Consider the following 20,862-nt stretch of genomic DNA (forward strand, 5'->3'; position numbering starts at 1 on the left):
CCGGCGTCGGCCTTGATCTCGATCAGACCGTCTGGCGATGCACCAGCTCTTGAAACGGGCCGGGCTCGGCGACGAGCTGGTCGTATCGGCCCGCCTGCGCGATCTTGCCCGCCTTGACCACGTAGATCCGATCCGCCTGAACCACGGTGGTCAGGCGGTGCGCGATCACGACCCGGGTGGTCCCTTTGAGCTCGCGCGCGAGGCTCTCGGAGACGATCGCCTGGGTGACGTTTTCGAGCGAGCTGGTGGCCTCGTCCAACAGCAGAATACGCGGGCGGCGGACGACGGCGCGGGCGATCAAAAGCCGCTGCCGCTGACCGCCCGAGAGGCTCCCTCCCCCTTCGCTGACGAGGGTGTGCATCTGCATGGGGAGCTGGGCGATGTCGTCATCGATCCCCGCCAGCCGGGCGGCGCGCCAGGCGTCGTCCATGGTCAGGTCGGGGGCGAAGCCGACGATGTTGCTGTACAGGTCGCCCGGCATCAGGTCGGCGTTCTGGAGCACCACGCCGATCTGGCGGCGGACCTCGCGGAGATCGAGCGTCGCCAACTCGCGGCCGTCGAACAGCACGGCGCCGACGCCGGGCGTCTCGAAACCCATCAGCAGCCGCATGATCGTCGACTTGCCCGAGCCCGAGGCGCCGACGATCGCCACGAACTCGCCGGGCCGCACCTGGATGTTCACGTCGTCCAGCACCTTGGCGCCGCCGCCGTCCTGACCCGGATAGCGGAACGACACCCCGTTCAGCGCCAGCGAACCCGATAGCTGGATGGGCTCGACCGCCGCGGCCGGAAACTCGGGCACGGCTTCGAGGATCGGCCGCACGCGTTGGTACAACGGCGGCAGTTCGAGCAAGCTCAGCAGCGTGAACCCCACCGCCAGCACCGAGCCCACCACGCCGGACAGCGCGATCGTGAACGCGAGGAAGTCGCCCGTCGTCTTCGGTCCGTCGACCAGATGGACCGCGCCCAAGTACACGACCATCGCGACCAGCATCGGAAAGATGGCGAAGAACCGGTGCAGCCGGTTGGCGTACCGCCGCGCCTTGACCGTCAGCCGAAGCTGCTCGACGTAGCGCTCGGCCCAACGGCCGAACGCCCGGTTCTCCGCGCCCGCCGTGCGGAGCTTCGACACGCCTCCCACGAGTTCCAGCAAGAAGCCGATGATCGAGCCCTCGACCCTGCGAATCGCCGTCTCCTGGCGAAGCTGGCCGGCGAGAATCGCCATCGTGACCACGAACATGAGGCCGACCAGCAGCGAGGCGATCAGCGCCAGCCGCCAGCTATACCAGAACAGCAAGGCGAGGTTGAACAGCGACGTCAGGCCGGTCACGACGGTCGTGACGGCGGCGCCCGAGGCCTTCTTGAAGATCGCGTCCAGGCCCATCGCCCGAAGGGCCAGGTCGCCCGAGGAGTAGTCGGCGAAGAACCGGGTCGGCAGCCGGAGCAGGCGGTCCCAGACGGCGGGGACGACCGAGGGCGTCAGCTTGCCCTCGATCCGGAGCATCGTGAGGCCCTGGAAAACCTGCAACATCGTGACCGAGTAGGCCAGGGTCAGCAAGAACGAGCAGAGGACCACCAGCCGCGACCAGCCGGCGGTCGGAAGGTCGGCGTCGGGGATCACGTCGTCGACCAGAACGCCGACGCCGATCGGGATTCCCAGCCCGAGGAGGCCCGCCGCGAAGGCCAGGGCGAAGACCAGCCGGACCTCGCCGCGAACCCTGCTCCGGCAGAACCGCAGAAGGTCGATCATCCCCAGTCGATGATCGGGCAGCGTGGCGTAGAAGCTCCAGGCCTTGAGCGAGATCCGCCCGGCGACCGCCGCGTCGATCGGCCGTCGACTCCCCTTGGCCGGGTCGACCATCTCGTACGAGCGCCGGAAGAGGCGTCGCCAGCCGGAAGGGGGTACAAGCGCGACGGGCCTCGGCTCGCCGTCGTCGAATTCCGCCAGGAGCGGCCCGCCTGGCGTCCGATCGTGCCAGCCGGGGGGGAGCGTTACCGGGCGGATCAGGAAGCCCGAGGCGCGGGCGAGTTCGGCGAGGGGATGGCCCCCGTCGTCGGGCTCGTCGTCGGACCGCCGCCGGGGGGCGCGGACGTCGACGCCCAACTCGCGGCCGACGGCTTGGCAGGCCGCGAGCAACGGGTCGGCACCGGGCTCGGCGCGAACGCCGGCCGCGTTGTTGGCGACCGCCGCGAGCTGGATCGAGAACCGTCGCGTCAAGGCCGACTCGGCGGCGACGGCGCCGGTCAGCTCGGCCTGGGAACGCTCGGCCTCACGGTGCTCGATCCGCGCGAAGTCGTCGAGCACCGCGCGATGGAAATCCATCAAGCCCGCCCACGGGTCTCCCGTCCGCACCATCGTCAGCGTGTCGCAGGCCGTCACGCGGCAGTCGGCCAGGGCCGTCAGCCAGAGGTGTTCGGACAGCGGGAACCGCGACTCGCGCTCGTCGGCCGGCAGCGGCTGGGCGTCGAGGAACAGCGAGCCGCCGTCGAGCCGGCGGACCCAGGCGATCCCCTTGGCGACGCCGTAACGAGCGCCTTGCGCGACCTCGATATCTTCGCCGAGCGTCAGGTCGATTTGAGTCCGCCGCGTGATCGACTCGCCCAGGGCGCGGCTGACGCGGAAGATCCAGTCGTCGATCAGAAGCGCGACCTGCTCGGCGAGCGACTCTTCAAAGCTGAGCCGCATCAGGTCGCCGCGCGCGAACTTGCGGAGCAACGCCGAGCCGACCCCGACGGCGAGCAGCCCGCCCCCGGATCGCCCTCGCACGCCGCTGACGGCGAAGATCGACCCCCCTTCCTCGACGCGGCAGAGGTGCCGCCTCCGGCCGGGGCCGCCTGCTCCATCGGGCTGCGTGAAGAAGACGTCGACCTGCCCGCGCTCCACCCACCAGACGGATTCGGGATCATCGAGCGGCAGCGGGTTGTTGGCGGCCGTCTCCTCGGGGCGGCTGAACGACTGAAGCTCCTCGATCAAAAACTTCGGTCCGGACGAATCGTCGTTCGAGGGGTCGTCCGAGCCGACCCATGAGGCTGAGGCCAAGACGGAGACGGCCGCCCCCTGGCCGTTGCGGGCGAAGGCCGACGTCCGATCCGAGGCGAGCAAGGTCGTCAGCCGCGAGCCTCGGGGCGCCGGCGTCGACTGCTGCGAGAGCAGCCGGGCGTATTCGCCGTCGGGCTCGCGGATCAGGTCCTCGTGCGTCCCGCGCTGGACGACCCGGCCGGCGGCCAGGACGATGATCTCGTCGCAGTCGCGGATCGTGCTGAGCCGGTGGGCGATGATCAGGCACGAGCAGCCTCGACGGCGGAGGTGGTCGTCGACGATCGCCTCGGTCTTGGGGTCGAGCGCGCTCGACGCCTCGTCGAGCACCAGCAGGCTGGGGTCGCGGACGACCGCCCTGGCGATTTCGAGCCGCTGCCGCTGGCCCCCCGAGAAGTTCCGCGCCTGCTCAGCAACCGCCGCGTCGTAGCCCCCCCGGCGCTGGAGGAGGTCGCCGTGGATCGCTGCGCTCAGGCCGGCGTGCGACAGCCTATCGACGCTGATTCGATCGTCCCAGAGCGTCAGGTTGTCGCGGACCGTGCCCTGGAACATGCTGATGCGTTCGTCGACCATCGCCACCGAGTTGACGAACACCTCGCGGGGGATCTCGGCGATCGGCCGGCCGTCGTGAAGCACTTCGCCGCTCCAGGGCTGATGCAGCCCCACGATCAGCCGGGCGAGCGTCGACTTGCCGGCCCCCGAGCCTCCCACCAGGGCGACCCGTCGGCCCGGCCGGATCTCCATCGAGAAGTCCTTGATCAGCGGCTCGTCGACGGTCCGGTTGTAGCCGAACGTCACCGACCGCAGCTCCAGGCGGCCGTCGAGCCGCGGCGGCCAGGCCGTCGGCGAAGCGGGCGCCGGACGCGGCGTCAGCAGCGGGTCGAGCCGGTGGGAACGGACGTCGTCGATCCGATCGAGGTCGGCTTGCAGCTCCTGCACCTCGGAACCCAGCCGCGCGAAGTCGCGGAACGGCTGGTTGAAATGGGCCAGGAGCGCCTGAAACGCCACGAGCGCGCCGATCGTGAGGCTGCCGGCCGCGACCTGCCGGCCGCCCAGGCCGAGGATCACGATCGACGTCATCACCGACAGGAACGGCGGCAGGATCATCAGCACCGTATCGTACGCGCCCAGGTCTTGCTCGGAGCTGACGACGCGGGCCTGGTGGCCGGTCCACCGCGCCAGGAGGTCCGACTCGGCCCCCGTCGCCTTGACGGTCTCGATGATCTGGATCGCCCACATGAGGCTCGCCGCCAGCCGGCCGCGCACCTGCTCGATCGTCCGGTTGCGGTCGATCCGCCAGCGGCTCAACCACCGGAGGACCAGCAGGTTCACGCTGCTGATCCCGACGCCCACGACCGTCAGCAGCGGGTCGTACGGGAACATGACGGCCGCGAAGAAGATCACCGTCAAGAAGCTCACCGCCGTGGTGGCCAGCTCTCCCGAGATCAATTGCGCCACGCGGACGGTGCTGACCGCCCGGCTGACCAGATCGCCCGCGTAGCGGTGCTGATAGAAGTTCATCGGCAGCCGCAACAGGTGTTGCAGGAACTTGACCGACTCCGAGAGCGCCATCCGGATTTCGAGCCGGGTCAGATACACCTGCTGGAGCGTCACGGCGGCCAGCCGGACCACGGCCGTGAGGCCCATGCCGATCAGCAGCGGCTTGAGCCAGTCGCGACGGCCCTCGACGAGGATCTCGTCGATGAACACGCGCTGAAACGAGGCGGCCACCAGCGCGGGCGCGACCAGAACCAGGCCTGCGAGGATCACGAACCAGAGCGCGGTCTTGGAAGTCGAGAGCCGTCGGGAGAGTCCCTTCAGAACGCCGGGCCGGTTCCCCTTGCGCTTGAAAGTCTTCCCCGGCTCGAACGAAAACGCGATGCCGCTGTACTGCTTCTCGAACTCGGCGAAGCTCACGACCCGACGGCCGCAGGCGGGATCGTTGAGATACACCTTGCCGCGCGCGAAACCCTCGACCACGAGGAAGTGGTTCCACTGCCAGAAGACCATCAGCGGCGGCTTCTTCGTGGCGAGCCCCGCCGCCGGCTTGCGGAAGGCCGACGTCTCCAGCCCATACCGTCTGGCCGCTTCGCGGATGTAGTAGGCGTTGCTGCCGTCGCGCGATACCCCGCAGTCTTCGCGCAGGACGTCCAGCGGCACATACCGGCCGTGGTATTCGAGGATGATCCCCAGCGCCGCGGCCCCGCACTCGGTAGCCTCCATCTGGAGGACCGTCGGCGTGCGGACCGGCCGGTGTCGTCGCTCTCGATCGCTCGGCATACTCGATGTTTCCGGCTCTCCGCGGAGCCTGCGGGGTCTAGGTGGAATAGTGAGTCGAAACCTATTATGCCATCCACTCTTGCCTTGTGGAGAAAAGAGTCGGTTGTGACGATCGTGTGGAATCGGCAGGTGAACTGCGGCGTCAAATTTCGGGATCCGTTCCGAGGATTCTCGGCGTCGATGTCACGGAATCTCGACCGTCGGCGTCCTTGCTGCTGATCGGATCGGGCTCGGGGAAACCGTGAGGCAAGATGTGGACCAGGAACTCGCCATGAACGCCGACCTGGAAACAAGCGAAACGGAAGTCGAGCGGATGCGGCCGAGGCTCCTGGCCCTGGCGTATCGCATGCTCGGCAGCGCGGCCGACGCCGAGGACGCCGTGCAAGACGCCTATCTGCGCTATCAGCAGGTTTCGGACGTCGCCGCGCCCGACGCCTGGCTCGTGAAGGCGACCACGCGGCTTTGCATCGACCGTCTCCGGCAGGCCAAACGCCGCGAGACGTACTTCGGCCCCTGGCTCCCCGAGCCGGTCGCCGAGACCTGGGCGGGGGCCGGCGACGACAGCCTGGAACTGGCGGAATCGCTGTCGATGGCGTTTCTCGTCCTGCTCGAAACCCTGTCGCCGTCGGAGCGGGCCGCCTACTTGCTGCGCGAGGTCTTCGGCTATGAATTCGAGGAGATCGCCGCGCTGCTCGACAAGACGCCGGTGAACGTCCGGCAGATCGTCGCCCGCGCCCGGAAGCATGTCGACAACAAGGATCGGCGGTTCCACTCGACGGCGGAGCAGGCCGAGGACCTCGCGGCGCGGTTCTTCGACGCCTGCCGGTCGGGCGACGTCCACGCCATCGAATCACTGCTGACGCCCGACGCGGTCCTGTACTCCGACGGCGGCGGCAAGGTCCACGCGGCACCTCGGCCCCTTACCGACCCCCGACAGATCGCCAAGCTGCTCGCTGTGACTTTCCGCAAGTTTTATCTCCACTGCGACGAGTCGGCGACCATCGTAAACGGCCGACCGGGCGTGTTCTATTCGGCGTCAGGAAAAGCCGTCTCGCTCGTCACGTTCGCCGAGAATCGCGGGAGCGTCGGAACGCTTTACGTCGTCCTGAACCCCGACAAACTCGAACGGTGGTCTTTCTCAGGACCGGAACCCATTAACGATACGGCAAGTGAACCTCAATCCTAGGAGACGAATCATGAACCAGCGCATGGAATACGCGAGCGCGTCGCCCGAACCGATGAAGGCCATGTTCGCCCTCGGCTCGTACCTCGAACGCTGCGGGCTGGAGTCGAGCCTTCTCGAACTGGTCAAGATCCGGGCGTCGCAGATCAACGGCTGCGGCTTCTGCCTCGACATGCACACGAAGGACGCCCGGGCCGCGGGCGAGACCGAGCAGCGGATCTACCTGCTGAACGTCTGGCGCGAGGCGCCGCAATTCACCGACCGCGAGCGCGCGGCGCTCGCCTGGACCGAGGCCGTGACGCGGATCGCCGACGGCGGCCCGTCCGACGAGGTCTACGAGCAGGCGCGCGGGCAGTTCAGCGAGAAGGAGCTGACCGACCTGACCTGGGCCGCAGTCGTCATCAACAGCTACAACCGCCTCGCCGTCAGCTTCCGGATCACGCCCGGAACCTACAAGGTGGGCCAGTTCAAAGTGTGATCGGAACGGGCTCGTATTCGGGGCGGTCCAGCTCACGCGAGCCGCTCAGTCGGCGCCCAGGAGTTTTCTCGTCCAGGGGACGACGAGGTGGATCAGTCGCTGGCGCTCGACGACGACGGCGGCCTCGCACATCGTGGCGGTCTTGAGCGTCTGGGCCGAGCCGGATCGGGACGACCAGCGGAAGCGGTTGTTGCGAGGGCCGTCGTCGGCGAGCCGGCCGGCCGGGCGTTCCTCCAGATGGATGTGGACCCGCAGCAAGACCCCTGGCGCGTACTTTTTCAAGAAGCTCTCGACCAGGTCGGGGTGCGGCAGGGCCGTCTCCATGGCGAGCTTCGTGGCGGGCATCTCCGACACGGCGGCGACGCGGCCGTGGATGAACCCGTGCTCTTCGCGCTTGACGGTGGCGGGGACGACCTCGACGTGGTCGCCGACGTTGATCTTCTTCCCCTCGCCGGCGGCGACGAACACGATGCATTCAGAGGGGCCGCGGACCTCGTCGGCGGCGGAATCGGTCCGCTCCGTCGACAGCAAGACCACCGGCGAACCCTCGTGGACCATCTCGTTGACGGCCGTCAGGATCTGGGTGACTTTCCCCTCCACCGGCGCGATGATCCGCGACGTGCGATCGAGCTTCGCGCGCTCGAGGTCGAGCTTGGTTTCGAGCCGATTGATCTCCAGCCGTCGCTGGAGCGCGGTCTTGCGACGCGCGTTCTCGGCGGTGAGCCAGGTGAGGCTCAGCTCGGCGATCTTCGTGCCGCCGACATCGACGTTGTTGCGGATCTCGTAGAGCTTTTCGAGTGATTCGAGCAGGTCGAGGTTGCTCAACTGGTTCCGCGAACGGAGCCGCTCGGACCCGTCCTTGATCATCTCGGCCACCTTGAGGCCGATCCGGTTGTTGTCGATCGTCGTCTGGAGCGTCTGGCGAAGCTGATGGACGGCCAGCTCCTGCGTTTTGCGCTCGTCTTGCTCGAACTCGGTGAGCCGGACGTCCTCGTTCCTCAGCTCGTCGAGGCGCGTCTGGGTCTCATGGATCTCGTCCTTCAGGTTTTCCTGCGACAGCAGGCCGATTTTGAGGCCCTTGGCGACTCGATCGCCGAGCTTGACGTCGAGTGAAGCCAGCCGGCCGTCGCCGTGCGAGCGGACCTGGGCGAGCGTGTCCTTGTCGATCAGCAGGATGCCGTCGCCGTGCACCTTCTTGGGCACTTCATACAGGAACGCGAACGTCACCGCCGCGCCGCAGATCAGGAACAGGGTCGTCAGCGAAGCCCAGGCGTGGGGCGACGTGACCTCGACCAGAGCGTCGAGATCCTCGAGCGCGGGGCCGTGACTCTCGATCGCCGGCTTGGGGGCTGCGGTTTCGGTCGCGGTCATGAATCATCCGGCCCCAGGCTCTTGGTCCCCGACCGCGTGCGGCGGTTCAGGAAGTGATCCCGGCTCAGGTGTTGGGATTCGGTGTATTGCCGTTGCCCGGGGGTGTGGGCGGAGGAGTCGGCGTCGGCGGGATCACGCCGATCTTGGCGCCGCCGGAAATCCGCCGCAGCTCGTCGGGCGTCAGATTGACGGTGTCCGAGGACTTCTTGGGCGAGTTGTCCGAATCCTTCGGCGGATTGTGGCTCGATGCAGCCATGGGGGAATCTCCTACTTCCAGAGACGGGATCGTCAGCCATTTTCCTTGCCGGAAAGATACGCGGATTCCAAGTTATTCTTACACATCGCGACGGCCGTGCGACGAGAAAAGAATCGCTTGGGAATGCGCCGTGTTCATTGGTTCATTATGGCGCAGCGAACGGCCGTTCGGGGAAGTCGAGGTCGTCGCGAAGGGCGCGGAGGGGCTCGCGATCAAGGATCGCGTTGAGATCGTGGTCAGCGCGGATGCGCGGCCCGTCCCGGAACCCGAGGGCCCACGCGAGTCGAAAGTCGTCGACCGCGGCTTGGATGAACAGTTCCCGCACGGCGTCGCCGCGTGGGGGGAGGGGGGCGCGGCCGTAGCCGACGAGACAGGCGCGGGCCGCCGCTTGCGAGGCCAGGGTCGCCAGCTCGTCGCGGTTCGCGCGGTTCCAGAGGGTCAGGCGTTCGGCGGCGGCGCGGGCCGAGGCGTCGGGCCGACCTTGGAGTCGGCGGACGCGGGCGAGATCCTGGAGGGCCTCGGACAGCCCCCGCCGCGTGGCCGGCTCGTCGGCGGGACCCGCCTGCGACCGCTCGGTTCGCATCAGGGTCGCGGCCTGTTCGAGGACCGCCTCGGCCTTGGCCAACTCGTTTTGATCAGCCAGGCAGCCGGCCTGCTGGACCAGTTGTCCGCTCAACTGGCATTGCAGACTCGACTTCCGGGTCGAAGTCGGGACGGCGGATTCGATCATCCGGCCGGCTTCCTTGAGGTCGTCGAGAGCGCGCGCCGGCTCGCCGAGTTGACGTCGAAGAGCGGCGAGGCTCGACAAGGAGTCGACCACGTTGTTCCAGTACTCGTCGTTGTCCGGATTGACGCTCAGAAGCTCCCGGAGCGCCTGGAGCGATTCTTCGAAGTAGGGCAGGCTCTTGGTCGGGTCTCCCAGATCGACGTATTGCTCTCCCAGATTGCCGAGCGAGATGGCGAGAAAGTACTTGTATTCGTGGGCGTCGACCGATTCGGCGACGGCTCGACGGTGCTCGACGACGGCTTCCTGGAAGTGGACGAACGCCTTGCGGTTGTCGCGCTGCTCGTCGTGGATGTAGCCGATGTTGTTCAGGGTTCGGCCGAGTTGGTTGTGGAACAGAGCGCGTCGGGGATCGTTCTTGACGAGGGGTTCGAGGATGGTTCGAGACCGGTTGAGCGAGTCGAGCGCGTCCGCGTCTCGGCCGGAGAAATGCTGGGCGAAGGCGATCTCGCGATGGCTCTTGCCGAGTTCGACCTGGAACCGAGGGACCGACGGGTGCCCTTCCACCAGCGCCGAGCGGTAGATGATCGACTGGTCGTACGACGCCAGGGCCTTCGTGAACGCACCATCGTGCGTCTGGATGTTGCCGATGTTGTAATAACTGATCCCGAGCAATTCGAGATCGCGGATCGGCTTGGGGCCCGGCGGCGCGCGGTCGACCAGGCTCAGGCAGATCGCCTGCGACTCCTGGAACGCCTCCAGCGCCTTGGGATAGTCGAGTCGCTTGAACGAGACGAAGCCCTGATTGTTGACGACTTCCGCAAGGGCTCGCTGATACAGGATCTCGTTCGGAGACTGATCGATGAGTCGACGAAGGACTCGATGCGCCTTGGCCAACGACGCGAGGGCGCCGTCGGCTTGCTCCTGCGTCGCCTGGATCGCGCTCATTTCCGAATAGCAGGCGGCCAGCTCCATGAGGAGGTCGGAATTCGACGGGGTCAGGCCGGTCTGAACTTCGAGCACTTCCGCCGCTTCTTCGAGCGACCGCATCGCCTCGCGCGGCCGGTCGATCTTGGCCAGGACGTTGCCGATCTGGATCAGGGTCTGGGCGCGCTTCGCCTGGAGGTCCAGGTCGTGCGGGGCTTTTTCGAGCAGCCCGTCCCAGACGGCGCGGGCCTCGCGCAGGGGTTCGAGGGCCGTCTGGGGGGTGTCGATCTCGCCGCGGATGATGCCGACGCGATGATAGGCCGAGCCGAGCTGGCGACGGAGCCGGGGATCGCTTTTCCGCTCCTCGACGAACTTCTGGTAATAGCGGAGCGCCGTCTGGAGCAGCTCCTGACGGAGCCGTCGCATGTCGAGCGAGTCTTCCTCCTTGAGTAGGGTGCTCTCGCTGACCTTGGTGAGGTATTCGTCGACGGCCGCTTGCGCCAGACTGAAGTTGTCTTCGGCTTCCTTGTGGGCCTCGACGGCGTTTCGCCGGGCGGCGTCGACGAAGGCCACGGCGATCAAAGCGATCAGGCTGAGGCCGACCAGGGCGGCGGCGGCCGAGTAGGCCCAGGTGCGGTGCCGCCGGATCCACCGCGAAAGCCGTTCCGAACGCCCCTCGGGATAGGCCGAGACCGGCTCGTCCCCCAACCAGTTCTCTAGGTCGCGGGCCAGCGCCCCGGCCGTCTCGTACCGGTCCTCGGGCTCGTAGGCCATCGCCTTGCGGCAGACGGCGACGAGCGGCGGCGGGGCCGACGGCGCCAGAGCGAAGGGAGAGGTCAGGTTGCCCTTGAGGACGGCGGCGATGATCAGCGGCGCCCGGTCGCCGCGGAACGGGACGACCCCCGTCAGAAGCTCGTAGAGCGTGGCCCCCAGGCTGTAGACGTCGCTGCGCGGCCCGATCTGGTCGAGGTCGCCCCGAGCCTGTTCGGGGCTCATGTACGACGGCGTGCCGATGCTGGTGCCGGGCCTCGTGTCGCTCGACGACGTCGGGCCCGAGTCGTCCGGCTCGGGCTCGTCGTCGCTGAGCCCTGACGCGGCGTCGGGCTTGTCGATGATCTTGGCGAGCCCCCAGTCGACGACCAGCGTCTCGCCGTAGGGGCCGAGCATGATGTTGCCCGGCTTCAGGTCGCGATGGATCACCCCCCGGCTGTGCGCGTAGGCGAGGGTGTCGCAGGTGTCCAGAAAGCGGCGGAGGATCGCCTGGAACTCGATCCCCCAGGTGGGGGGCGACTCGCCCGCGCCGGCCTCGGCCTCGGCTTTCTTGCGGGCCTCGTGGAACCGCTGGATCGTGACCGCCAGGCTGTCGCCGCGAATCAGCCGCATCGCGTAGAACGGGCGTCCCTCGGCGTCCTTGCCCAGGCTGTAGACCGGCACGATCCCGGGATGCTCAAGCTTGCCGGTGATCTCGGCTTCCAGGAGGAACCGCGCGCGGAGGTCGCCGCGATCGGCGTATCGGCCCTGAAGCTTCTTGAGCGCGACCTCGCGTTGAAGTTCGCGGTCGCGAGCCACCCAGACCTGCCCGATCCCCCCCTTGGCGTGCGATCGAAGGATCTGATAGCGCGTGTCGGAGGCCGAATCCGGAAGTTCCATGGGGCCCGGAGCGCCCTCGGCCTCGATCGAGCCCTGAGCCGGCGTCCGGTCGAGATACCGCGCCAGGAAGTCGCCGAGCTGGGGGCGGCTCTCCACGTGTTCGACCTCGGTCCGTCCGTCCGGCAAATGCGTCGCGACGCTCCAGGCTTCCAGACTGCGCCCAAGGTCGTGGTGACAGCTCTCCCAATGGGCCGCGACGATGCGCCGCAGAACCTGGAGCTGGCGCTCGTCCAGGCCGCCTTGATCCTTGAGCAGCTCGGCCAGGGAACGGGTAGAATCCTGAGCCCATTGCGTCACCACGCTGGCGACCGTCTCCTCCGGGATCGTGTCGGTCAACGTCGCCAGGACGGCCACCAGCAGTTCTTGATCGACGTCGGTCACAAAGACCCCCCAACCTTGCCCGTGTCGTTTCGACGCGGGTCGATCGCTTGCACGATCATGCATCCTCGCTTTGTCGGAAGCTCGCTTTCCATCATTGAGTTTGGTCGATCCCGGCGGCGTGTTCAATTGGAGATGCCGTCACCCCGCGCCCGGAATTCTCGAACCGTCGCACGGCCCAAGCTCGTGGAAGAAACCCGGCGGCGCGATTCTCGTCGCGCGGATCGATTTTTCGCAATTCTTTTTGTATAAAAGGCGAGAATGCGGCCGGGAGTCATGGACGAGGGGGAGCCGCGACCCGTAGAATGGAGTTCTGCCGTACCTGTGAACGCCGTGTGGGGAGGCGGAGATGATGTCCGAGTCGTCCGATCGAAGCCTGTTGGACTTGATCCGCCGCCGCGGTCCCTTGACCGTCAACGAGATGGTCGCGGAGATGGGCGTGACCGGCACGGCGGTGCGCAATCGGCTGGCGCGGTTGGTCGGCAACGGCTTGGTGGAGCGACGGTCGCGCCAGGACGGGCGAGGCCGCCCCAAGCACACGTACGAGGCGAGCGTCGAGGCGCATAAGCGGCTCGGCCAGAACTACGCCGACCTCGCCGTCGCGCTCTGGGAGGAGATGATGGGGACGATGGCCGACCGCAAGCTCAGGCGGCATCTGTTCCTGAGAGTCACCGAACGGCTGGCCGACGTCTACCGGGCGCAGGTCAAGGGGGACGAGTGGGAGGGCCGCCTGGTTCAGCTCAGCGGCCTGCTTCAGGGGCGCGGGGTCGAGGCCGAGGTGGCCCGGGACGACGCCGTCGTGCTGCCGTTCCTTCGTCAGCACTCGTGCCCGTATTACGAGCTCGCGGAGATGGACCGGGCGATCTGCGGCCTGGAACGAAAAATGTTGGAAAAGATCCTGGGCGCGGGGCTGAAGCTCAGCCAATGCCGTCTCGACGGCGACCGCTCGTGCGATTTCCAGGCCAAGCCGGCCGTGAGCCTGGCGGTCGGAGGATCGTCCCAGGGATTTGGAAGCCTGTCTTACGAAGACGATCTCAACAGGGTGTAATTTCGATGAGCAAGGTACTTCGGATCGAGAATCTACGAGTCGCCATCGAGGGCAAGGAGATCCTGAAAGGGGTCGACCTGACCATCAAGCAGGGCGAAGTCCATGCGCTGATGGGCCCCAACGGCTCGGGAAAGAGCACCCTGAGCTACGCTCTGATGGGCCACCCGAACTACGAAGTGACCGGCGGCACGGTCACGATCGACGGCCAGGACCTTCTGGCCCTGGAACCCGACGAGCGGGCCAAGGCGGGCGTCTTCCTGGCGTTCCAGTACCCCACGGCGATCCCCGGCGTGACGGTCGCCAACTTCCTGCGGCACGCGGTCACCAACGTCCGCAACCCGGAGCGGAAGGAAGGCCAGGACCTGATCCCGATGCGCGACTTCCGCAAGGAGCTGCGCCAGGAGATGGACGACTTGGGCATGGACCAGGAGTTCGCCCGCCGCTACCTGAATGAAGGGTTCTCCGGCGGCGAGAAGAAGCGGGCCGAGATCCTTCAACTGGCGATGCTTCGGCCGGCCTTCGCGATCCTCGACGAAACCGACAGCGGCCTCGACATCGACGCCGTCCGGATCGTTTCCGAGGGAGTCAACCGGGTCGCCGCCAAGCACTCGACCGGCGTTCTGGTCATCACCCACTACGAACGCATTTTGACCTACATCAAGCCCCAGTTCGTGCACATCCTCTTCGGCGGCCAGATCGTCGAGGAAGGGGGCCCCGAACTGGTCAAGCAGCTCGAACGCGAAGGCTACGACTGGGTCCGCGCCAAGTACCCCGAGGCGGCCCGCGACGAAGACGAATTGGAAGCCGCCAACCCCAACCCGCAGGGCGCCGGCCAGTTGGTCAAGTGACCCGACGGCCCCGTGACGCCCCCGCGCGTCGTTGACGAGACCCGGCGAGACAGACGATTCCCAACGAGAACAAGAGGAAACCGCGATGGCGACCGATCTGAATCTTCAGGTGGCAGGCATCAAGGACGAGTATAAGTACGGATTTCGCGACTCCGACGAAAACTACGCCTTCAAGAGCGGCAGGGGGCTGTCGCGCGACGTCGTCAACCAGATCTCGGAGATGAAGAACGAGCCGTCGTGGATGCGCGACTTCCGCCTCAAGGCGCTCGACGTCTTCCACAAGAAGCCGACGCCCACCTGGGGCGGCGAGCTCTCCGAGCTGAACTTCGACGACATTCACTACTACATGAAGGCCGCCGACCGCCAGGGTAAGTCGTGGGACGACGTCCCCGCCGACATCAAGAACACGTTCGACAAGCTCGGCATCCCCGAGGCCGAGCGCAAGTTTCTGGCCGGCGTCGGCGCCCAGTACGAGTCGGAGGTCGTCTACCACAGCCTGCGTGAAGACCTCCAGAAGAAGGGCGTCCTGTTCGTCGACACCGACACGGCGGTCCGCGAATACCCCGACATCGTCAAGGAGTACCTTGGGACGATCATCCCGATCGAGGACAACAAGTTCGCCGCGCTCAACTCGGCCGTCTGGAGCGGCGGCTCGTTCGTCTACATCCCCGCCGGCGTCAAGGTCGACATCCCGCTCCAGGCCTACTTCCGGATCAACGCCGAGAGCATGGGCCAGTTCGAGCGGACCCTGATCATCGTCGAGGAAGGCGCCCAGATCCATTACGTCGAAGGCTGCACGGCCCCGATGTACTCGTCCGAGAGCCTGCACTCGGCCGTGGTCGAGATCGTCGTCAAGAAGGGCGGTCGCTGCCGCTACACGACGATCCAGAACTGGGCCAACAACATCTACAACCTCGTCACCAAGCGCGCGGTCGCCCATGAAGACGCCCTCATGGAGTGGGTCGACGGCAACCTCGGCAGCAAGCTGACGATGAAGTACCCGGCCGTCTACATGGTCGGCAAGGGCGCCCGCGGCGAGATCCTCTCGATCGCCTTCGCCGGCAAGGGCCAGCACCAGGACGCCGGCGGCAAGGTCGTCCACGCGGCGCCCCACACCAGCTCGCGGATCATCTCCAAGAGCATCAGCAAGAACGGCGGCCGGGCCAGCTACCGCGGCCTGCTCAAGGTGGCCCCCGGGGCCAAGGGGTCGAAGTCGAACGTCGTCTGCGACGCCCTGATTCTCGACCCGCTCAGCCGGTCCGACACCTACCCGTACATCGAGATCGACGAGGACGACGTCAAGATCGGCCACGAGGCCAGCGTCTCCAAGATCGGCGAGGAGCAGCTTTTCTATCTGAAGAGCCGCGGCCTCTCCGAAGCCGAAGCCTCCACCCTGATCGTCAGCGGCTTCATCGAGCCCCTCGTCAAGGAGCTGCCGATGGAGTACGCCGTCGAGATGAACAAACTGATCCAGCTCCAGATGGAAGGCTCGGTCGGCTGAGGTCGGGCGCCGGACGTTCTTGAAGGGGGGGGCGCCGCCTACTTTTTTCACTGCCCACACAGCAACGAGTTCGGATGGTGGGCGATGCCCACCATCCGAAGATGCAGAGGCCGCCCACCGAATGGTCTACATGAGCCCTAGAAACCATACAGTTTACCAGGATCGGCGATCTCGACGTCGTCACCCGAGTCAGCGGCCCCCATCGTCATTTTTGGGGAGTCGCGTTGTCCACCGGGGGAGAGTCCTCGACGCCCGTGTTGGAGAGAGTCACTTTCGAAAACTCCGAAGTGACGATTGAGGCTTCGGACGATCGAATCGACCTCCGACGCGAGGCGCAGGAAGCTCTGTTGGAAGCGAACCGCCGGCTTGGGACCAATTTCAGGGTGATGAGGATACGGTACTGCGGAGACGATGCGTCCGTCCCCGGAATCTATGGGCGACTCGCCCGTTCACTGGTGGAACACGTCGCGCGAGAACAAGACGAATCTGGAGCGAAGACGCCTCGTTCTGATGGGTCATTGATTGAGATAAATTCCTGATGACAACTGCAGCTTCTTCCAAGACGATCACCGGCGGATTCACCGAAGAGGCCTTCGAGGCCTTCCTCAAGGGGCGCGACGAGCCCGGCTGGTTGACCGACCGGCGGCGCGAGGCGTTCGCCCGGTTCCAGGCGTTCGCCTGGCCGACCATGCGCGACGAGGAGTGGCGGCGGACCGACGTCCGCGCGCTGAAGATGAACGAGTTCGGCCCCGCCTCGGCCGTCGAGCCGAGCGCCCGGGCCCGTTCGGCCTTCGACCCGCTCTGGGAAACCCTCAGCTCGCATTACGGGACCGGCGTCGAGCACGTCGACGGGGCCCTGGTCCGCAAGGCCGATCCCGCCAAGCTTGGCGGCGCGGTCTTCGTCGACCTGGATACGGCCGCGAAGGATCATCCCGAGCTGCTCAAACGGTACCTCCACACCGAGGTCGTGAAGCCGTCCGACGACGTGTTCGCGGCGCTGCACGCGGCCTTCTGGAGCGGCGGGACGCTGCTTTACGTCCCCAAGGGCGTGAAGGTCGAGCTTCCGTTGTTCAGCGTGGCCGGCATGACCGAGGAGGGCCGCGTCGACTTCAGTCACACCCTGGTCGTGCTTGAGGAGGGTGCCGAGGCCACGCTCGTCCGCGAGACGGCTAGCCAAGGCCGAGGCGACGCCCCGGCTTTGCACGTCGGGGCCGTCGAAGTGGTTCAAGAGGCGTCGTCCCGGCTCCGCCTGGTCAACCTCCAGAACTGGGACGCGGCCACCTGGCACTTCACCCGCGAGCGCGCCCTGGTCGGTCGCGACGCCTCGTTGCAGTGGACCGTCGGCGCCCTGGGATCGCGGCTCTCGAAGGTGAATCAAGAAGTCGCGCTGACGGGGCAGGGGGCCAGCGCCCAGGTCAACGGCGTCATGTTCACGACCGGCAAGCAGCACCTCGCCTACTTCACCCGGCAAGACCACATGGCACCCCACACCACCAGCGACCTCCTCTACAAGAGCGGGTTGAAGGACCGGTCGCGGATCGTCTGGAAGGGCATGATCCGTGTCGAGAAGGACGCCCAACGCACCGACGCCTACCAGAAGAACGACAACCTCATCCTCTCCGAGGCGGCCCGCGCCGACTCGATCCCCGGCCTGGAGATCGAGGCCAACGACGTCCGTTGCACCCACGGCGCCACCGCCGGAAAGGTCGACGAGGAGATGATCTTCCTCTGCCAGGCGCGCGGCATCCCCCGCGAGACGGCCGTCCGGCTGATCGTCGAGGGCTTCTTCGCCAACGTCTATGACCGGATCACCGTCGAGCCGGTCCGCGAAACACTTCGGCAGGCCGTCGCCGCCAAGCTCGGAAATTCCTGAGATTCCTGGTCGTTCGTTTGCTTCCGGAAGGAAGGAGTTCGTCTGATGGGGGAACCTTACGCGCATCCCGACGCGCTCGTCTCAGCCGATTGGGTCCAGGAGCACCTTCGCGATCCCAAGATCCGGATCGTCGAGAGCGACGAGGATCTGTTACTCTACGACGTAGGACATATCCCGGGCGCCGTCCGGATCGACTGGCAGGGCGACCTCCAGGATCAGATCGTCCGCGACTACATCAACGCCGAGAGGTTCGCCGAACTCTGCTCGAAGAACGGCATCGCCGCAGACACCACGGTCGTCTTCTACGGCGACAAGTCGAACTGGTGGGCCTGCTACGCCTTCTGGGCGTTCACCCTGTTCGGCCATAAGAACCTGAAGATCATGAACGGCGGTCGCAAGCTCTGGATCGACGAGGGCCGACCGGTCACTCGCGAGGTCCCCAGCTACCCCAGCACGAACTACAAGGCGGCCGGCGACGGCGAAGCGGCCATCCGCGCCTTCCGCGACGACGTCTCGGCCCACCTCAAGGCGTCGAAGCCCCTGATCGACGTCCGGAGCCCGAAGGAGTTCACCGGCGAGATGCTCCACATGGAGGAGTATCCCCAGGAGGGCTCGCTTCGCGGCGGCCACATCCCCACCGCGCGGAACGTCCCCTGGAACCGCGCGGTCAACGACGACGGCACGTTCAAGTCGGTCGACGAGCTGCGCGCCATCTACCAGAAGGACCTCGGCTTGAAGCCGGCCGACGACGTGATCGCCTACTGCCGGATCGGCGAACGATCGAGCCTGACCTGGTTCGTCCTGACTTTCCTGCTCGGCTTCGACCGGGTCCGCAATTATGATGGTTCGTGGACGGAGTGGGGCAACCTGGTCCGCGCCCCGATCGCGCGCGGGGCCTGACGAACCCGCCGGGATCGGCCCGCGCCGTCCCGAACCGCAAGCTACCGAGGAACGCCATGCCAGCCGCACTCGACGCCATCATCGCCGAGCTTCGCGACGCCGACCGCCAAGAACGGATCGAACTGCTGATCGACTTCGCGAAGAACCTCCCACCCCTGCCCGCCTCACTCGAAGCCAGGAAGGACGCCGAGCACCGGGTCGAGGAGTGCCAGTCGCCCGTCTATCTGTTCGTCGACATGATCGGCGACCGGGTGGCGCTTTACGCCGACGCGCCGATCGAAGCCCCGACGGTCCGCGGGTTCGTATCGCTGGTTCTCGAAGGGCTCAACGGCTCGACCCCCGAAGACGTTTTCAAGGCGCCCGCCGACCTGGTCGACCAGTGCGGCCTGACCGAAGTGCTGGGAATGCTCCGGGTCCGGGGGCTCAGCGGCGTCCTCCGGCGAATCAAGCGCGAGGTCGCGCGCGCGGCCGTCGCCCAGCACGGCTCAACTTCTACCTGATAGGATGAACAGTATGCCCGAACCGGTCAAGGCGGCGTCCCGCTCGGAACTCGCGCCCGGCGGCAAGAAGCTTCTCGACGTCGACGGCCGCGCGATCGCCCTGTTCCGGGTCAACGACGATACTTACTATGCGATCGACGACGTCTGCACTCACGACGGCGGACCGCTCGCCGAGGGGGACCTCGAGGGCGTGGAAATCGAATGCCCGCGCCACGGCGCACGGTTCGACGTCCGGACCGGCAAGGTTCTCCGCTTCCCCGCGATCGAACCGGTCGCCGTCCACGAGGTCGAACTTCGCGGCGACGACGTCTATATTCGCATTCAGGACTGACTTCAAGAAACCACGTAATCAGCGAGGAGATTTATCCATGATTGAACAAGAGGCCTTGCTCGACGCCCTCCGGACCGTCAAGGACCCCGAGCTGAACGTCAACATCCTCGACCTGGGCTTGGTCTACACCATCCAGGCCGAGGACGACCACGTCAACATGGAGATGACCCTGACCTCGCCCGCCTGCCCGGTCGGCCCCGAGATCCTTCGTAACGCGGTCACGGCCCTGGAGAAGGTCGAAGGCGTCGCCAAAGCCAACGTCAAACTGGTCATGTCCCCCCCGTGGTCGCCCGACCGCATGACCGACGCGGCGCGCGACGAGCTCGGCGTCTACTAAGAAGAACCAGGATGCGGGTCGTCCGGCGGCACGATCAAGCCGGTCGCCGACCCACGCCCCGGATCTCATTGCCAAGTATTGGTTTGCGCTCGGTGGGTTGGCTCGCGACACCGTTCTCCGCGAGGTCGCGAGGAGCGAAAAAAACGCACGAGAGCGAGGTTTGTTGTCATTTCTCGACGTGAGAGGGTGCTTTAGTAGAACAACGGCTCATGCCCGTGACTTATTGATCGATTTGTGCTAGGTTGATCCGTCGACGCCGCGGGAGGAGTTCGACGGACGGCTCAAGGCTGTTGGAACCCATTTCACAGTCCTCACTTCAGGACTTTGAGGTCGGTTCAGGCTCCGCTCACTCCCAGGCCCCAAGACGATCAAAATGGACCTGGGAGGTTCCCTTTACGGGATCGAGCGCCGTGGCTCGGAAGAAGACTCCGAAAGTACGTGTCAGCCTGAAGGCGTCGCTCTCGCGCCGATTGCGAGAGATCCGTCAGGAACTGTTCGGCGACCATGGCGGCCCTGAGCTCGCCCGTCGACTCAGCCTGCCGGCTCGTACGTGGTACAACTACGAGACGGGGGTCACGGTCCCCGCCGAGGTCTTGCTCGCGTTCATCGAGCAGACCGGAGCCAACCCGATGTATCTGATCTCGGGCGACGGTCCCCGATACAGCCCGGCCTCCGACGACCGCATGCTCTCCGACCTGTCGCCCGTCGAGCTGATCCGGCGCGGGCTGGAGAAGCTTGAGCGGGCGTCGCAGAAGGCGATCGTCGTCGCTCCCGAGAACTTGCCCGCGCGGTTGACCTCGGAATTCGAGGCCGTGAAACTGTTCCCGCTCGACGCCCTGGCCAAGCCGGAACTGGACGCGTCGCGGATCGAGGGCCACGTTCTGGCGTACCGCCACTGGTTGGCGAATCCCGCGCAGACCGTCGGCGTTCGGATGATCGACGATTCGATGAATCCAATCCTGCCGTCGGGCTCGATCGTGGCGATCGACCGCAGCATCACCAATCCGATGGAACTCCGAGGCCGGATCGTCGCCGCGTGTCCCGACGGCGTGCCGATGATCCGGTGGCTGGACGTCAGCGGACGTCATCTGATCCTCCGGCCTAATCAGGCGGGGCGCGAGTTCCCGTTGGTCCCCGTCGAGATGGGGGAGGCCAGCCCCAACTTCCTGATCGGCCAGGTCGTCTGGTCGTGGAGCCGGTTCTCCGAGTCCTGAGCCGATCGCCGATGGGTCGTCGTTCC

The 20,862-nt window shown here is 66.3% G+C and carries 15 protein-coding genes; 11 read left to right on the forward strand and 4 right to left on the reverse strand.

Translation table 11 applies throughout. The features are described from left to right. Positions 1–22: 22 nt before the first annotated feature. On the reverse strand, positions 23–5,317 hold the full coding sequence (locus BSF38_RS20245) for an NHLP family bacteriocin export ABC transporter peptidase/permease/ATPase subunit (protein WP_076348657.1): 5,295 nt from the start codon (positions 5,315–5,317) through the stop codon (positions 23–25). Positions 5,318–5,588: 271 nt separating this feature from the next. On the opposite strand from BSF38_RS20245, the gene sigJ reads away from it, so the two are divergent. Both sigJ and BSF38_RS20255 read left to right on the forward strand, forming a co-directional pair. Continuing rightward, a complete protein-coding gene (sigJ, locus tag BSF38_RS20250) occupies positions 5,589–6,503 on the forward strand; it encodes an RNA polymerase sigma factor SigJ (RefSeq protein ID WP_076348659.1) in 915 nt (304 codons plus the stop codon). Between the two features lie 10 nt (positions 6,504–6,513). After that, positions 6,514–6,978 (forward strand): carboxymuconolactone decarboxylase family protein, encoded by a 465-nt coding sequence (locus BSF38_RS20255; RefSeq protein WP_076348661.1) that lies wholly within the window; start codon positions 6,514–6,516, stop codon positions 6,976–6,978. Positions 6,979–7,023: 45 nt separating this feature from the next. On the opposite strand, the gene BSF38_RS20260 is transcribed toward BSF38_RS20255, so the two are convergent. From BSF38_RS20260 to BSF38_RS20270, 3 genes are all read right to left on the reverse strand, one after another. Next, positions 7,024–8,349: an NHLP bacteriocin system secretion protein gene (locus BSF38_RS20260; protein WP_076348663.1), complete on the reverse strand. Its 1,326-nt coding sequence runs from the start codon at positions 8,347–8,349 to the stop codon at positions 7,024–7,026. A gap of 64 nt (positions 8,350–8,413) precedes the next feature. Next, positions 8,414–8,605 (reverse strand): hypothetical protein, encoded by a 192-nt coding sequence (locus tag BSF38_RS20265; RefSeq protein ID WP_076348665.1) that lies wholly within the window; start codon positions 8,603–8,605, stop codon positions 8,414–8,416. A gap of 145 nt (positions 8,606–8,750) precedes the next feature. Next, positions 8,751–12,287, reverse strand: a complete 3,537-nt coding sequence (locus tag BSF38_RS20270; RefSeq protein WP_076348667.1) for a serine/threonine-protein kinase — start codon at positions 12,285–12,287, stop codon at positions 8,751–8,753. 346 nt (positions 12,288–12,633) lie between these two features. Between BSF38_RS20270 and BSF38_RS20275 the strand changes: the two genes are divergently transcribed. The 9 genes from BSF38_RS20275 to BSF38_RS20315 all read left to right on the forward strand — a co-directional run bounded on the left by BSF38_RS20275 (position 12,634) and on the right by BSF38_RS20315 (position 20,836). After that, the gene (locus BSF38_RS20275) at positions 12,634–13,332 is read left to right on the forward strand and encodes a helix-turn-helix transcriptional regulator (RefSeq protein WP_076348669.1); all 699 of its coding nucleotides are present in this window, start codon (positions 12,634–12,636) and stop codon (positions 13,330–13,332) included. 5 nt (positions 13,333–13,337) lie between these two features. Next, on the forward strand, positions 13,338–14,180 hold the full coding sequence (gene sufC, locus BSF38_RS20280; protein WP_076348671.1) for a Fe-S cluster assembly ATPase SufC: 843 nt from the start codon (positions 13,338–13,340) through the stop codon (positions 14,178–14,180). Positions 14,181–14,265: 85 nt separating this feature from the next. Beyond that, on the forward strand, positions 14,266–15,681 hold the full coding sequence (gene sufB, locus BSF38_RS20285; protein WP_076348673.1) for a Fe-S cluster assembly protein SufB: 1,416 nt from the start codon (positions 14,266–14,268) through the stop codon (positions 15,679–15,681). 538 nt (positions 15,682–16,219) lie between these two features. Continuing rightward, complete coding sequence (gene sufD, locus BSF38_RS20290) at positions 16,220–17,554, forward strand: Fe-S cluster assembly protein SufD (protein ID WP_076348675.1); 1,335 nt, start codon at positions 16,220–16,222, stop codon at positions 17,552–17,554. 45 nt (positions 17,555–17,599) lie between these two features. Then, positions 17,600–18,454, forward strand: coding sequence for a sulfurtransferase (locus BSF38_RS20295; protein WP_076348677.1), 855 nt, complete (start codon positions 17,600–17,602; stop codon positions 18,452–18,454). A gap of 56 nt (positions 18,455–18,510) precedes the next feature. Continuing rightward, positions 18,511–18,954: a SufE family protein gene (locus BSF38_RS20300; RefSeq protein ID WP_076348679.1), complete on the forward strand. Its 444-nt coding sequence runs from the start codon at positions 18,511–18,513 to the stop codon at positions 18,952–18,954. A 13-nt stretch (positions 18,955–18,967) separates the two neighbouring features. Beyond that, on the forward strand, positions 18,968–19,285 hold the full coding sequence (locus tag BSF38_RS20305; RefSeq protein ID WP_076348681.1) for a non-heme iron oxygenase ferredoxin subunit: 318 nt from the start codon (positions 18,968–18,970) through the stop codon (positions 19,283–19,285). 37 nt (positions 19,286–19,322) lie between these two features. Beyond that, complete coding sequence (locus BSF38_RS20310; RefSeq protein WP_076348683.1) at positions 19,323–19,622, forward strand: metal-sulfur cluster assembly factor; 300 nt, start codon at positions 19,323–19,325, stop codon at positions 19,620–19,622. Positions 19,623–20,032: 410 nt separating this feature from the next. Next, positions 20,033–20,836 carry a S24 family peptidase gene (locus BSF38_RS20315; RefSeq protein WP_076348685.1) on the forward strand — a complete coding sequence of 268 codons (804 nt, stop codon included), beginning with the start codon at positions 20,033–20,035 and terminating at the stop codon, positions 20,834–20,836. Positions 20,837–20,862: the final 26 nt, after the last annotated feature.

This window comes from Paludisphaera borealis (genome assembly GCF_001956985.1).
GTDB lineage: Bacteria > Planctomycetota > Planctomycetia > Isosphaerales > Isosphaeraceae > Paludisphaera > Paludisphaera borealis.

Coding starts and splice junctions, on each gene's coding strand:
- sufC (WP_076348671.1), top strand. CDS start 13,338: ATGAGCAAGGTACTTCGGATCGAGAATCTACGAGTCGCCATCGAGGGC.
- BSF38_RS20305 (WP_076348681.1), top strand. CDS start 18,968: ATGCCCGAACCGGTCAAGGCGGCGTCCCGCTCGGAACTCGCGCCCGGC.
- BSF38_RS20300 (WP_076348679.1), top strand. CDS start 18,511: ATGCCAGCCGCACTCGACGCCATCATCGCCGAGCTTCGCGACGCCGAC.
- sufD (WP_076348675.1), top strand. CDS start 16,220: ATGACAACTGCAGCTTCTTCCAAGACGATCACCGGCGGATTCACCGAA.
- BSF38_RS20260 (WP_076348663.1), bottom strand. CDS start 8,349: ATGACCGCGACCGAAACCGCAGCCCCCAAGCCGGCGATCGAGAGTCAC.
- sigJ (WP_076348659.1), top strand. CDS start 5,589: ATGAACGCCGACCTGGAAACAAGCGAAACGGAAGTCGAGCGGATGCGG.
- BSF38_RS20245 (WP_076348657.1), bottom strand. CDS start 5,317: ATGCCGAGCGATCGAGAGCGACGACACCGGCCGGTCCGCACGCCGACG.
- BSF38_RS20275 (WP_076348669.1), top strand. CDS start 12,634: ATGATGTCCGAGTCGTCCGATCGAAGCCTGTTGGACTTGATCCGCCGC.
- BSF38_RS20265 (WP_076348665.1), bottom strand. CDS start 8,605: ATGGCTGCATCGAGCCACAATCCGCCGAAGGATTCGGACAACTCGCCC.
- BSF38_RS20295 (WP_076348677.1), top strand. CDS start 17,600: ATGGGGGAACCTTACGCGCATCCCGACGCGCTCGTCTCAGCCGATTGG.
- BSF38_RS20255 (WP_076348661.1), top strand. CDS start 6,514: ATGAACCAGCGCATGGAATACGCGAGCGCGTCGCCCGAACCGATGAAG.
- sufB (WP_076348673.1), top strand. CDS start 14,266: ATGGCGACCGATCTGAATCTTCAGGTGGCAGGCATCAAGGACGAGTAT.
- BSF38_RS20310 (WP_076348683.1), top strand. CDS start 19,323: ATGATTGAACAAGAGGCCTTGCTCGACGCCCTCCGGACCGTCAAGGAC.